Genomic DNA, 13,510 nt, shown 5'->3' with positions numbered 1-13,510 from the left:
CCTTCAGTTCTTAGCCGTGAGCGGAGCGCTGCGCTGGCGCCCGAAAATCTTACGCAACCGGCTGGCGATACCCGGCTTTTTCCGGCGCAGCTCCCTGATCGGTTCAGCCAGGGGCGGCGCAGAGATTGGCAGCGGAGCGGCCGGTTGTTCCGCGGCGGGGGTATTCTTCTTGCGCCGCGACAGCGCGTCCTCTTCTTCCAGCCAGGTCTCAAGATCGCTGACTGGTTCGCCAAAAATGTTGACCAGTTGGCACTGCGGTTTGACCTGAGGCGGCTCTGCAAAAGCCTCCGCCTGCCGGGCCGAGCGCGGAAGCCCTGGCGTCAGGCTGCCGTTTGTCGCAGCGACGAGATCGGCAATGACTGCGTCCAGCCCGCAGGCCTCCGCTGGCTCGACCGGCTGACGCTTGACTGCTTCAGCGGGCAGCGGCACGTCATCGCACTCCGCCAGCATGTCTTGCCATTCCTGTGCAGATTGAAACCGCTCTGCAGGCAGTACCGACATTGCGTGGTCGACTGTTGCAAGCAACGCAGGATCCAATTTCCACGGGCCGCCCAACAGAGGGCAGCAGGGGTCGGGATCACCTGCCATGACGGCCGTCATGCGCTGCTGACTGCCGGGCGGCGTCCGGCCGGTGATCAGATAATAAAAGGTGGCACCTAGGGCATAGATGTCGCAGGCCGGACGCTGTGGCAATTCCGGCCGGTACAGTTCCTGTGCAGAGTAGCCGTCCTTGACAGCCAGCAGCACCGGCAAAGCCGTATCATCGCTGGGTGTGCTGCCGCAGGCGGCTCCGAAGTCGATCAAAGTTAGGACGCCGTCCTTGCCAAGCAAGAGATTGTCCGGTGAAATATCGCGGTGCAGTATCCCCTGCTTGTGAAGGCAGCGCAGCGCCTCCAATGCCTGATCGAGCACCCGCCGCAGAACCGGACCGGTCAATCGGCCGGGCTGCTCTTCCCGCACGGTCAGCAAGTCCAGGCCGTCAACAAATTCCATCGCGATATAGGCCGTCTGGTTCTCCTTGAAGACCTGATGCACCTCTACAATGGAAGTGTGCCTGGCACGGGCCAGCAGGTGGGCCTCGCGCAGGAAGGTGCGCAGCACATTGCGGCAGGACTTGGCATGTTCCGGCGCGCTAGGCTCAACGCTGGTGCCGCTGCGACGGCAGATGCCTGCGGGAAAACACTCCTTGATCACCACCCGGCGTTCGAGGCTGTCGCGGGCCAGATACGTGATCCCGAAGCCGCCGCTGATCAGCGGCCGCTCAATCTGGTACTGTCCCTGAAGCAGCTTGAAGCCGCAGGGCAGTTCGCAGGTGTCGGCCTGATCGGCGGCTAGTGTGTCGTGAGGCACTGCGTCATTTCCCCATGGCAGCTGGAACCCCAACCGGCAGCATCCGGATGGACCTCAACGCTGGAACCGGAATGCGGAGTGTTTGCGGCAGCTTTCAGGCAATTAAGGCAATCGCGCCGCAATTCCGCCGCAATCGCCCGCAAGGGCCAGCAATCATTGGGTTAAGCCAGGCCTAACTACTTGCCTTGAAGTTAGTTAAACTGCGGCGCTAGTTGGAAAATCCCCTCTAATCGGTGCAGTTCCGCGGACGTTGAGCAGATCGCTCCCCCTGCCATCCGGGACCGGCATGAACAGTAAGTGAGTCCCCCGCTTCAGCATCCAGTATTTGCTCCGTATCCGGCACAGGGTTAGGGTCGGGCATGGCCCCTCTTTCTTCTGTCCGGTTGCGCCTGCTGGTCATGGCCCTGCTGCCGCTGATCGTGCTGATGCCTTTTTTGCTGCTCCTCGGCATGACACGCTGGAGCGCGGACTATGACGCGCTGCTGATCGCCAATGTGGAAAGCGACCTGCGCATTGCCGAGCAATACCTCGAAGAGCTGATGACCGGGACCAAACGCGATCTGTCCGGCATTTCAGGCTCAGTGGAATTCAAAGAGGTGCTGCAAGGCACCACGGCTGAGCGGGAGGAGTATTTCACACTGAAACAGGGGCATCTCGGCCTGGATTTCCTGTATTTCCTGCCGCAAAGCGATGCCGGCAACGCTGCCGGGCAGTGGCCGGTGATCAAGGCAGCAATGAACGGAACCGGCGGCACCGCAATTGACATCATGGCCCCCAAGGATCTGAACACGCTATCGCCAGGCCTGGCGCTGCGGGCCAGGTTCGATCTGATCGAAACCGCCGCAGCCGTGCCAACCAGCCGCACGGTCGAGGACCGGGGCATGGTCGTTCACAGCGCCAGTCCGGTCCTGGCTGACGGGCACAGCGGGGTGCTGGTCGGAGGGATCTTGCTGAACCGCAATCTGCAGTTCATCGACACGATAAACACACTGGTCTATCTGAACGCCGTAACCGGCGGCGAGCGCCAGGGCACCGCGACCCTGTTCCTGGAAGATGTGCGCGTCTCTACAAATGTGCGCCTGTTCGAAGACGTGCGCGCCCTTGGCACCCGGGTTTCAGCAGCGGTACGCAACCGGGTTCTGGGCCAAGGGGAAACCTGGCTGGACCGCGCCTTTGTCGTCAATGATTGGTATATTTCGGGGTATCTGCCATTGACCGACAGTTTCGGCAAACGGGTCGGCATGCTTTACGTCGGCTTTCTGGAAGCTCCCTTCAACGCGGCCAAGCGTGCCGCCTACCTGTGGATGATTGCAGCCTTTGCGGGGGTTCTGCTGCTGTCGGGCCCGCTGTTCCTCTGGCTCGCCAAGGGTATTTTTGCCCCGCTGGAACGCATGAACAAAACCATGCGGCTGGTCGAACAGGGCGATCTCTCGGCCCGCAACGGCGATACAGGTGCAAAAGGGGAAATCGGCGCGGTCGCAGCACATCTGGACAGCCTGCTGAACCAGGTTCAGGACCGCGACCAGAAGCTGCGGGCCTATGCTGACGGGCTGAACCAGATGGTTGACCAGCGCACTGCCGAACTGCGCAAGGCCAATGCCAAGCTGGAAGAGACCTTCAAACAGCTGGTGATGTCGGAAAAGCTCGCGTCCATCGGCGAAATCACTGCCGGCGTTGCCCATGAAATCAACAATCCTGTGGCTGTAATCCAAGGCAATGTAGACGTGATCCGGGAAACACTTGGCCCGGATGCCGAACATGTGCGAACCGAGCTCGCGCTGATTGACCAGCAAGTGATGCGGATTGATGCGATTGTCGGCAAACTGCTGCAATTCGCCCGGCCCAGTGAGTTCTCCGGCTATGACGAAACGCTGCTGCTGGGCCCGCTGGTCGAAGACAGCCTGGTGCTGGTGGATCACCTCCTGTCCAAACGCGCCATTAGGCTGGTTAAGGAATTCGCTGAAGTTGCCCCCGTGCGCATTGACCCCGGCGAAATGCAGCAGGTGGTGATCAACCTGATTGTCAACGCAACCCAGGCCATGGGGGACAGCGGCACCCTGACTTTGCGTCTTACCCCTGGCAGCAACGAGGGGCGCGCAGGAGTTTGCTTGGCGGTCCGTGACAGCGGACCGGGGATCCCGGCTGACAAGCTGTCTTCTGTTTTTGACCCGTTTTTCACCACCAAACAGGCCGAGGGCACCGGGCTAGGCCTGTCGATCAGCCAAACCCTGGTTCAACGGGCCGGGGGGCTGATTTTGGCCCGCAATCCCGAGGTCGGCGGTGCCGAATTCACCGTATGGCTGCCAGAGGCTGAAGGCTGATCCGTCACATTCCCCAAGATGCGCATTTTCGGTCGATGGTCTTGCGGGAAACGCCCAGGCGCCGGGCCGCTTCGGCACGGTTGCCATCGCATCGGTCCAGGACGTGCAGGATGTGGCGCTGCATCACCAGCTCCAGGCTTTCCATTGCTTCGGCCCCTGTCACCCGTCCGCTGCCTGCGAACTCCTCAGGAAATTCGCCAAGGATCAGCGACCGTTCGATCAGGTTGCGCAGTTCGCGCACATTGCCGGGCCAGTCGTACCGGCGCAGGTTCAAAAGCGTTTCTTCATCCAGCATCAGAGCAGGCATTCCCAATGCCCGGGACAGATGCGTCATGAAAAAGGCGGCCAATTCGACGATATCCTCCGATCGCTCGCTCAGGGGCGGCATGGTGATATTCACCACGTTGATCCGATGAAAGAGGTCCGCGCGAAACCGCCCCTCTGCCACAGCCTGGAACAAATCTGCATTGGTGGCGAAACAGAAGCGCAGATTCAGCGGAATGTCCCGCTCCGCCCCGACCGGGCGGATGCGCTGATCCTCCAGCACCCGCAACAGCGCTGCCTGCAGCGGCTCGGGCATTTGCGCCACCTCATCCAGAAACAGCGTGCCGCCGTCAGCCAGCAAAAACAGGCCCGCCCGGCGCTGCTCCTCCGCCTCGACGATGCCGAACAGTTCGTGTGTGATCCGCTCTGGCGCAATTGCGGCACAGTTTACCGCCACAAATGGTTTCTCCGCACGGTCCGAAAGCTGGTGCAGCGTTCGCGCGGCGATCTCCTTGCCGGTGCCGCTGGGACCAGTGAATAGCACAGGCGTCGGCATTGGCGCCAGCTTGTGCAGCATCGCCCTGACCTCAGCCAGCGCTGCAGACTGGCCCAACAAGGTGCCGGGCCCGCCCTCGGAAAACAGCTCGTGGCGCAACAGAGTATTGTCGCGGCGCAGGTTCTTACGGTCCAAAGTACGAGAGACTGCGTTCAAGATCTGATTGGCGCGGAACGGCTTCAGCACGAAATCGCTGACCCCCGCGCGCAGAGCCTGAATTGCGGTTTCCAAATCAGCATAGGCCGTGATTAGGATGGTATCCGCAAACAGCCCTTTCCGGCGCTGTTCCGCCACCCATTCCAGGCCCGTCTTGCCCGGCATGATGTTGTCCAGTATCACCAAGTCGAAATGCGCCTTGTCCAGCTGCTCCGACCCTTCGGCCGGGGAACCCGCCTGCACCACCCGCTTGCAGCGCGGCGCCAGGATCTTGGTCAGGAAGTTGCGCATTCCCGGCTCATCGTCGACCACTAGGATCGAAGCCCCTGCCAGGCTGCTGCCATAGTCGTCCGCCACCTGTCCCCCGCTCAGTTCAGCCGCACCGCAGCACCAGATTGCCGTTCTGCTGCAGAGAAACCAGAACTCTTCAGAACAAGGCTTGCTGCAATGGAAATAACAATCATTGCCGCGAATCCGGCCAGCATCGCTTTCATTGGCTTTCTCCTCCGGTCGCCTGTTTCAAAAAATCAATCAAGTCGGCCCGGTCGCCTGCGCCTGCGATCACCTGCATCGGCATCTTGGACCCCGGTATGAAGCGATCCGGCCCCTCAGCAAACAGCGCATCTATGGTATTATCATTCCAGACAATTTCCGATCCGTCCAGCGTGGGCGAGTAGCTGTAGCCCGGCAATGTTCCTGCCTTGCGGCCAAAAACCCGGTGCAGGCTTGGTCCAGCCTTGCGCGTGGGGTCTGCGGTCAGCGCGTGGCAGATAGAGCATTTCCGCATGAACTGACGTTCGCCGTTCGGCATTGCTGACACATCACGCAGAAAGCCTCGCTGCTGCCCCATTGCCGGTTCGAACGTGTCCAGCAGGTCCACCGGCCAGCCAAATGCAACATCATCCAGACCGCCCGCCCAGACCATGCGGCCGTCTGCCGAGAACGCCAAGGCCCAGACCGGCCCCTGCCTTGTGGCATGAAAGTCGCGGGTGATGCGCCACTCTTCCGTGTCCAGCACCATGATGTACCCCTGCCCGTCCCCGACCGCCAGCTGCCGTGTGCCAGCATGATATGCCAGCGCCAGAATGGGCCGCCGGTCGAGGGTGAAATCGGCAATCAGAGAGCCGGTCTCCGGATCAATCACGCGGGTGCTGCCATCCACAGCGCCATAGGCCAGCCAGCCAGCCCCGGCCACAATGCAGTTGATCCCGAAACCGTGCCTGACCAATGGCAACCGCGCCTGGTCAGGCTGGCTCAGATCATAGCGCAGCAAGCCGCCGGAGGTGGTCGCCGCAAACAGTGCCGATCCGGCAAAGGCCAGATCGTTCACACCGGCCCCCGGGCTGGCCAGGCGCAGCGGTTCTGCGCCATCCAGCGGCCACAGGATGACAGAGCCGTCCCAGCTGCCTGTCGCAACCCGGCGGCCACCCGGTTCTGCTGCAACGGTCGCCACCTTGCCCTGATGCCGGCCCAGCAATTGAGGACCTTCCGAACGCCATAAGTAGACACTGAAATCATCGCCGCCGGTAACCAGCCCGGCAGGTGTGAACGCCAATGCGGTCACAGCTGCACCATGTTCCTCAAGCCAGCGCGGCACACGGTCGTGCCACAGGGCAGCAGAGTTGTCAAAACTCGCCGTTGCAACCTGCCCTGAACCCGACACGGCAATAGCCATGACTGGTCCCCCATGCCCTTTGAGCGTGGTAAACTCCTGCGCCGCCGCAGGCAGCGGCAGCGCCGCCAGAAGCAATGCCGCGGCCCAGCGCCTCATTCGGCCGGCGCCGCCTCCGAAGGCGCTGCTTTCTGTTTTGCCAGCTCCTCCTTGAGCCAGATGGCGTGGTGCTGATGTGCCCAGGCTTCATCCACCTCACCCGTGCCCATGGCGTCAAAGGCGCCCTCCATTCCGATTGAGCCGATGTAGATATGGGCAAGAATGATCGCCATCAGGACAAAACCAACAATGGCGTGCCAAACCTGGGCAAGCTGCATTTCCTGATGCGGTGCCAGTACCTCCGGCAGCGGATCCAGCCCGATCAGGCCCGGCGCGCCAATGCCGTTCAGCACGGCAAATGTCTTAGCAAAAAGCGGCAATTCGAAGGGGAACAGCAATGACAGGCCGGACACCGCGATCGAGCCACCCAGCAGGATCACTGCCCAGAAGATTACCTTTTGCCCGGCGTTGAATTTCCTGGCTGGCGGGTGCGCATTGCCGATGATGCCGCCAAACTGGCGCAGCCAGACAAGATCCGTGCGGTTCGGGAGGTTATGCGCGACCCACATCACAAAGACCATCACCAGCCCCAAGATGAAGGCCCAGGCCACGTTGTTGTGCAGCCATTTCGAAGCCATCAGAAGCGAGGCATTCAGATCTTTTCCAAGATAGGGCGCCACAAAAACCCGGCCGAACAGAACCAGCAGACCGGTTAGGGCCAGCACGATGAACGAACCTGCAAGCAGCCAATGGGCAAAGCGCTCAATCGCCTTGAACCGGGTCACGGTGCGCCCGGACGGTGCCGCGTCCAGAGCAATCCGTCCGCGCAGCAGATAAAATAGTGCGAGCGCACCACACACGCCCAGCAACAGCCAGCCGCCATACTGGCGCAGCGGCCCGTCCCGGAAAGTCAGCCAGGCCATACCGCCATCCTGAACCAGGACTGCTGCTGGCGCTCCGCCCGCAGACACCGTGACATCCGCAGAATTGAACCGCAAAGCCCGCCACAATTCCGGATCCGACGCCCCGCCCAAAGTGCCAAGCTGCGCCGCAAGTGCGGCCGCCGACCCCGGATCGCCAGTGTCTTCGCGACGGAAGGAGTCGTCTACCTTTTCCCCGCGCTGACGGGCCAGAATGTCCTCCAGCGTTTGCGCCCCGCCGGTCGCTGAACGGTCCGGGGCCTCTGCCCGGGATACGTCAGGCAGGCTGCCCAGCAACAACAGCGATAAGACAAGTACGAGTGCCATGCGCAGCATGTACCACCCTCCTTGAGTTCATTTCTCCAAGGAAAGGACAGGCCAGCCCGATTGCGGACCGCCCCATCCATGCCAATCCGGGGAGGGGCAGAGCGCCCTCCCAGGCAGGTTCAGCCGCCCTTCTGGTCGTAGGCGGTGCCCCAGCCCCAGGCACCGGAACCGAAACCGCGCGCTACTACGCGCTCGCGGTAGATCGCTGAGACCACATCGCCGTCACCCGCTAACAGGGCCTTGGTCGAGCACATCTCAGCACAAATCGGCAGTTTGCCTTCGGCAATCCGGTTGCGGCCGTATTTGGAGAACTCCGCATTGGAGTGCGTCTCCTCCGGTCCGCCGGCGCAGAAGGTGCATTTGTCCATCTTGCCGCGCGACCCGAAATTGCCCGCCTGCGGGTACTGCGGCGCTCCGAACGGACACGCATAGAAGCAATAACCGCAGCCAATACACAGATCCTTTGAGTGCAGGACGACGCCTTCTTCGTTTTGATAGAAGCAATCGACCGGACAAACCGCCATGCAGGGAGCATCTGAACAATGCATGCAGGCAACCGAAATGGACCGTTCGCCCGGCTTGCCGTCATTGATCGTCACCACCCGGCGGCGGTTGATGCCCCAAGGCACTTCATGCTCGTTCTTACATGCGGTGACACAGGCGTTGCATTCAATGCAGCGTTCGGCGTCACACAGGAACTTAGCTCTCGCCATTTTCTGATCTCCTTATGCTGCCGAGATTTTGCAGAGAGTACATTTCGACTCCTGCATCTGGGTGACAGAGTCATAGCCATAGGTCTGTGCCGTATTTGAGCTTTCGCCCAGCACATAAGGGTCGGCCCCGTCGGGATATTTGTCCCTGAGGTCCGCCCCCTGGAAATGACCGCCGAAGTGGAACGGCATGAAGGCAACGCCCTCGCCGACCCGTTCGGTCACCATTGCCATCACCTTAACCTTGCCGCCCTCAGGGCCTTCGACCCAGACCTGCGCCCCGTCGCGCACCCCAAGGTTATTGGCATCTCTCGGGTGGATCTCCACGAACATGTCCTGCTGCAGCTCAGCCAGCCAGGGGTTCGACCGGCTTTCCTCACCGCCGCCCTCGTATTCGACCAGGCGCCCCGACGTCAGGATCATCGGGTAATCCTTGCTGAAGTCGTTCTTCTGGATCGAAGCATACATGGTCGGCAGACGGTAGGCATGCCGGTCCTCGTAGGTCGGATAGTCCTCCACCAGATCGCGCCGGTTGGTATAGAGCGGCTCGCGATGCAGCGGAATCGGGTCCGGGAAGGTCCAGACCACAGTGCGGGCCTTGGCGTTGCCGAAGGGGGCGCATTCATGCTTGATCGCCACCCGCTGGATACCGCCGGACAGGTCGGTCTTCCAGTTGGTCTTCGGACCGGCAACAGCGTCAATCGCGCCGCGCTCTTCTTCCGTCAGGTCGCTGTCCCAGCCTAGGTCCATCAGCATCTGCATGGTGAATTCCGGGTAGCCATCCTGGATGTCGGAATTTGCCGAATAGACACCATCGGCCAGCAGGCTCTCCCCGTCGCGCTCCACCCCGAACCGGGCCCGGAAGGTCAGGCCGCCCTCGCTGACGGGTTTGGACATGTCATAGAGGTTCGGCGTGCCCGGATGGTTCATCTCCGGTGTTCCCCAGCTGGGCCAGGGCAGACCGTAGTAATCGCCATCCGCCGGTCCGCCCACCGCCTGCAGCGTGGTGCGGTCGAAAGTGTGCTGATTGGCCATATGCATCTTCAGCCTTTCCGGGCTTTGACCGGTATAGCCAATGGTCCACATACCGCGGTTAATCTCGCGCAGCGTGTCTTCGACATCCGGGGTCACCCCGTCTTCTTCCAGTTTGATATTGCGGAAGAAGCGGTCATGCCAGCCGAACTTCTTGGCAAACAGGCCAATGATCTCATGGTCGGTTTTGCATTCGAACAGCGGATCAACCACCTTCTCGCGCCATTGCAGCGACCGGTTCGAGGCCGTGACAGAGCCGCGGGTTTCGAACTGCGTCGCGGCAGGCAGCAGATAGACCCCGTCGGTGCGGTCATGCAGCACGGCGGAGACGGTCGGATAGGGATCAACCACGACCAGCATATCCAGCTTCTCCATCGCCGTCTTCATTTCCGGCCCGCGGGTCTGCGAGTTCGGTGCGTGCCCCCACAGAACCATGGCGCGCACCTTGTCCGGGTTGTCCATATTCGCCGGGTCTTCCAGCACACCGTCAATCCAGCGGCTGACCGGGATGCCGCTCAGGTTCTGCAGCGCTTTCTCGGTGCCATCGGCGCCGGTGGTGGTCGCAAACTGCCCCGCCAGCCATTCCGGGTCCTCGCCCCAGACCCGTGCCCAATGCGCCCAGGCGCCCTTGGACAGGCCATAATAGCCTGGCAGGGTGTGGGACAGCACGCCCAGATCCGTGGCCCCCTGCACATTGTCATGGCCGCGGAAGATATTGGTGCCGCCGCCGGATGTGCCCATGTTGCCCAGTGCCAGCTGCAGCACGCAGTAAGCCCGGGTGTTGTTGTTGCCGTTGGTGTGCTGGGTTCCGCCCATGCACCAGATCACCGTGCCGGGACGGTTATTGGCCATGGTCCGCGCAACGCGCTTCAGCTGGCTGCCCGGTGTGCCGGTCACACGTTCGACCTCTTCCGGGGTCCATTTAGCGACCTCTTCGCGGATCTGATCCATCCCCCAGACACGGGTGCGGATGAATTCCTTGTCTTCCCAGCCGTTTTCAAAGATGTGCCACAGTATACCCCAGATCAGCGCTACATCAGTGCCGGGCCGGAAGCGCACATATTCATCAGCATGGGCGGCCGTGCGGGTAAAGCGCGGGTCGCAGACGATCAGCGGCGCATTGTTCTGCTCTTTCGCGCGCAGCACATGCAGCAGCGACACGGGATGCGCCTCTGCCGGGTTGCCGCCAATGATGAAGATGGCCTTGGAGTTGTGGATGTCGTTGTAGGAATTCGTCATCGCGCCATAGCCCCAGGTGTTGGCAACACCTGCAACCGTGGTCGAATGGCAAATCCGCGCCTGGTGATCCACGTTGTTCGTGCCCCAGTAGGCGGCAAACTTGCGGAACAGATAAGCCTGTTCGTTGCTGTGCTTGGCCGATCCCAGCCAATAGACACTGTCAGGCCCGCTTTCCTCGCGGATCTTCATCATGCCGCCGCCGATTTCGTCGATCGCCTGCTCCCAGCTGATGCGTTTCCACTCACCGCCCTCTTTCTTCATCGGGTACTTCAGCCGGCGCTCGCCATGAGCGTGCTCGCGCACTGAAGCCCCCTTGGCGCAATGGGCGCCGAGGTTGAAAGGGCTGTCCCAGCCGGGCTCCTGTCCGACCCAGACACCATCAGACACCTCGGCAACAACCGTGCAGCCGACGGAACAATGGGTGCAAACAGATTTTTTCAGCTCCACCGTTCCGGTTGCCGCTGTGGCCGCACTGGCCTGCTGCACTGTACCGCCGGTGGCCGCGATTGCGGTGAGCCCGCCAATCGCCAGACCCGACCCGCGCAGGAATGCGCGGCGGTCAACCGAAGCATTTGCGGCTTCAGACAGGATACTTGTCCGCTGGGGGCGTCGCGCAACCCCGTTGGTCTTTTTCCTAAGCATGTTTTTCTCTCCCTTGCCTGCGGGAACCCCGCTTGCTTGGTAACTGCGGAATGTGCCTTTGGCGGTCGGGCGTCACGCAACCAGTTGCCACAAGGCGGAATAGCGTGTCCGGGTCAGAACCGGGCGGTCTCGAGGTAAGCGCGGGTATGCGCGGTGTCCTGCATCTTTTCGGACGTCAGGTCCGGCTCTGCCGCTTCTGCTTCCTTGCCGCCGGCTGCAACGGCCACCGCCGTTGCGGGTGCTGCAGTGCCGGCCAGTTTCAGAAACTCCCGGCGCGATGCCTTGGTTTCCTTGCTCATCCTTTCCTCCTCCTTGCTGCTTCTGTTCCGTTCCAACGGTTGCCCGCCAATTGTCCGCGCGGCGCATGCCGCCGCTGCGGCTTCAGGCCCCGCTCAGGCGGAAACCTTCGGTCTCGATCTCCATGAACACCCGGCCGACAGCGCCGACCCCAGCATAAAGAACCGAATTCTTGGCCGCCTCGAGGTCTGCAAAAAAGTGCGGTGCCCAAGGTGCGATGTGCCGGTTGAAGAAGATCTTTTGCTCTTCAAGCGGAACAGGCAGCCCAAACCGCCCCGCGATCTGCGCCGCCATCATTTCCATCAAGCTGGCAATGTTGTCTTCAGGCTCAAACACGTTCTCTGCCCGTGCCAACCCGCGTGCCGTCATATCCTGACGCAGCACCGCCAGCGGTTTTTCGTTCAGAAAACCAGTCAGGTAGTAGGAGGCATAGGGCAGCAGTTCCCCCCGTCCCAGCCCGATGAAAAGCTTATTGAATTCGCCTTCTGCTGCCTTCGGCTTGGTTAGCCGAGCCAGTTTCGCCAGCGTCGCAATCGCCTGCCCCAGCTCGGTTTCGTCGCCGCTGAGGCCGGCAGTCTGATCCAGCAGCATCTGGTTCGGCGGCCCGGATAGCATCAGGCCGAGATAGTTGTACAAATCTGCCCTCAGGCGGTCTTCTTCGGCAATTCTGGCGTCCACTGCTGCGCTCATCCTGTCCTCTGATCGTCAAAGGTGAAAATCATCCGCCGCGGCCCAGGGCCGACGCCACAAACCGCGTCCTGCTCTACCGGTTGCATGTCTGCCGGCTGCTCAGCGGCCTGACAAAGGGGGGCACCGGCCGCAACGTCCTCTGGTTCACCCAGTTCCGGACCGGCGGCTGCAGCCTCAGCTTTCTCTTCCGCAGGTGCTGCCGGTTCCGCTGCTGCGCCGGGCTGTTCAGCTTCCGCCTGACGCTGCAGTTCCTCGACATGGGCAAACATGCCCTTGCCGACCTGATAAGCGCTCTGCATGTTTTCGAGAATTGTAGCTGCGTCGGTGAAATCCTCACCATAGTCGACCAGCCCGTCCAGATTGGCGAGCACCGGATTGACCCGCCACAAGTGCCGCAGAGCGCGGTTTTTCAGCCGGGCCGGCACCGCCTCAGCTAGGAACTGACGGAAGTCTTCTCCCGAGTTCAGCGTCTCCGGTTCCGGCAGGCCAAGCTCCTCAAGCAGCTCCGCATCGCTCTTGTCCGCCTGCCGTGCCTCCCGCTCTGCTGCCGCCTCCAAAGCGCGAAGCCGTTCCCCGGCCCGGGTTTCAGCAGCAACGGCAGCACGCCGGCGGGACCAGGCATCCATCATTGCAGCCTCCGCTTCAGCAGCGAGGGCGAGCGGTAGACGTCGGCTATCTGAACAATGCGGGGATCGCCGATCCCATCTTCCGCCAGATCAACCCGTTTCCTGTCGCGGCGGCGCTTTACAAAGGCTTCTTCCTGATAGAACTCTTCGACAAATTCCCGCACCCAGGCCAAAAGCGCCGGCGGCATCGGAACCTTCTCGACAATCTCCTCGCCGCTGTCGGTGTAATCCTGTGCCTCATAGGGCGAAGCAGTGACCAGCAGCATGTCCAGAGGCGCATCCCCAGCCTGCTGCCGCATCACAACATAGACACTCGGCAACCGCGCGTTCAGCCCGTGGTGATAGGCCTCTGCCTCAGCCCCGTGCAGTTCCAGCGTCAGTGTCGCGGCATGATACTCCACCGCGTCATTCTCACGGCGCATTTCATGCCAGTGGGCCGGAGCCGCCCCGGGCAGAACCGCAATCGCGCGCCAGCACCATGGCACCCAGCGGGTTACGCCTCGGGTTTTGCGCAGTACGATGCCAAGCGGCATAGTCCGGTACATCTTCGGATTGTGAATCAACCGGTTTTCCTCCCCAATTTCCAGACTGCGCCACCTCCCTGCCACCGGCAAAGCGCGGAATTGCGTGCCTTCGCATTCCGGGCTGTTTCCGGTCAATTTGGGCAGC

Annotated in this window: 12 protein-coding genes; 1 reads left to right on the top strand and 11 read right to left on the bottom strand. The window is 61.6% G+C overall.

Going from position 1 to position 13,510, the window contains the following annotated elements:
- Positions 1–3: 3 nt before the first annotated feature.
- Complete coding sequence (locus ACXAEK_RS06435; RefSeq protein WP_475040606.1) at positions 4–1,350, bottom strand: serine/threonine protein kinase; 1,347 nt, start codon at positions 1,348–1,350, stop codon at positions 4–6.
- Positions 1,351–1,709: 359 nt separating this feature from the next.
- On the opposite strand from ACXAEK_RS06435, the gene ACXAEK_RS06430 reads away from it, so the two are divergent.
- Positions 1,710–3,671: a sensor histidine kinase gene (locus ACXAEK_RS06430; RefSeq protein WP_475040604.1), complete on the top strand. Its 1,962-nt coding sequence runs from the start codon at positions 1,710–1,712 to the stop codon at positions 3,669–3,671.
- A gap of 4 nt (positions 3,672–3,675) precedes the next feature.
- On the opposite strand, the gene ACXAEK_RS06425 is transcribed toward ACXAEK_RS06430, so the two are convergent.
- From ACXAEK_RS06425 to ACXAEK_RS06380, 10 genes are all read right to left on the bottom strand, one after another.
- Positions 3,676–5,004 carry a sigma-54-dependent transcriptional regulator gene (locus ACXAEK_RS06425; protein ID WP_475040602.1) on the bottom strand — a complete coding sequence of 443 codons (1,329 nt, stop codon included), beginning with the start codon at positions 5,002–5,004 and terminating at the stop codon, positions 3,676–3,678.
- Positions 5,005–5,015: 11 nt separating this feature from the next.
- Entirely contained in the window at positions 5,016–5,141 is a 126-nt protein-coding gene (locus ACXAEK_RS06420) for a hypothetical protein (RefSeq protein WP_475040600.1), read from the bottom strand.
- On the bottom strand, positions 5,138–6,418 hold the full coding sequence (locus ACXAEK_RS06415; protein WP_475040599.1) for a c-type cytochrome: 1,281 nt from the start codon (positions 6,416–6,418) through the stop codon (positions 5,138–5,140). The genes ACXAEK_RS06420 and ACXAEK_RS06415 overlap by 4 nt, the downstream gene beginning before the upstream one ends.
- Entirely contained in the window at positions 6,415–7,614 is a 1,200-nt protein-coding gene (locus ACXAEK_RS06410) for a formate dehydrogenase subunit gamma (RefSeq protein ID WP_475040598.1), read from the bottom strand. Before ACXAEK_RS06410 ends, ACXAEK_RS06415 begins: the two co-directional genes overlap by 4 nt.
- A 110-nt stretch (positions 7,615–7,724) precedes the next feature.
- Positions 7,725–8,318 (bottom strand): formate dehydrogenase FDH3 subunit beta, encoded by a 594-nt coding sequence (gene fdh3B / locus ACXAEK_RS06405; RefSeq protein WP_255105806.1) that lies wholly within the window; start codon positions 8,316–8,318, stop codon positions 7,725–7,727.
- A gap of 12 nt (positions 8,319–8,330) precedes the next feature.
- The gene (locus tag ACXAEK_RS06400) at positions 8,331–11,228 is read right to left on the bottom strand and encodes a formate dehydrogenase subunit alpha (RefSeq protein ID WP_475040596.1); all 2,898 of its coding nucleotides are present in this window, start codon (positions 11,226–11,228) and stop codon (positions 8,331–8,333) included.
- A gap of 113 nt (positions 11,229–11,341) precedes the next feature.
- The gene (locus ACXAEK_RS06395; RefSeq protein ID WP_475040594.1) at positions 11,342–11,527 is read right to left on the bottom strand and encodes a twin-arginine translocation pathway signal protein; all 186 of its coding nucleotides are present in this window, start codon (positions 11,525–11,527) and stop codon (positions 11,342–11,344) included.
- A gap of 82 nt (positions 11,528–11,609) precedes the next feature.
- Complete coding sequence (locus ACXAEK_RS06390; protein ID WP_475040593.1) at positions 11,610–12,215, bottom strand: TorD/DmsD family molecular chaperone; 606 nt, start codon at positions 12,213–12,215, stop codon at positions 11,610–11,612.
- The gene (locus ACXAEK_RS06385) at positions 12,212–12,844 is read right to left on the bottom strand and encodes a DUF3306 domain-containing protein (protein WP_475040591.1); all 633 of its coding nucleotides are present in this window, start codon (positions 12,842–12,844) and stop codon (positions 12,212–12,214) included. Before ACXAEK_RS06385 ends, ACXAEK_RS06390 begins: the two co-directional genes overlap by 4 nt.
- Positions 12,841–13,374, bottom strand: a complete 534-nt coding sequence (locus tag ACXAEK_RS06380; protein ID WP_475045204.1) for a DUF3305 domain-containing protein — start codon at positions 13,372–13,374, stop codon at positions 12,841–12,843. The genes ACXAEK_RS06385 and ACXAEK_RS06380 overlap by 4 nt, the downstream gene beginning before the upstream one ends.
- Positions 13,375–13,510 lie beyond the last annotated feature (136 nt).

The organism is Leisingera sp. ABM4_101 (genome assembly GCF_056158725.1).
The sequence above is the reverse complement of the archived record's forward strand: the minus strand, read 5'-3'. Positions and strand labels throughout refer to the sequence as shown.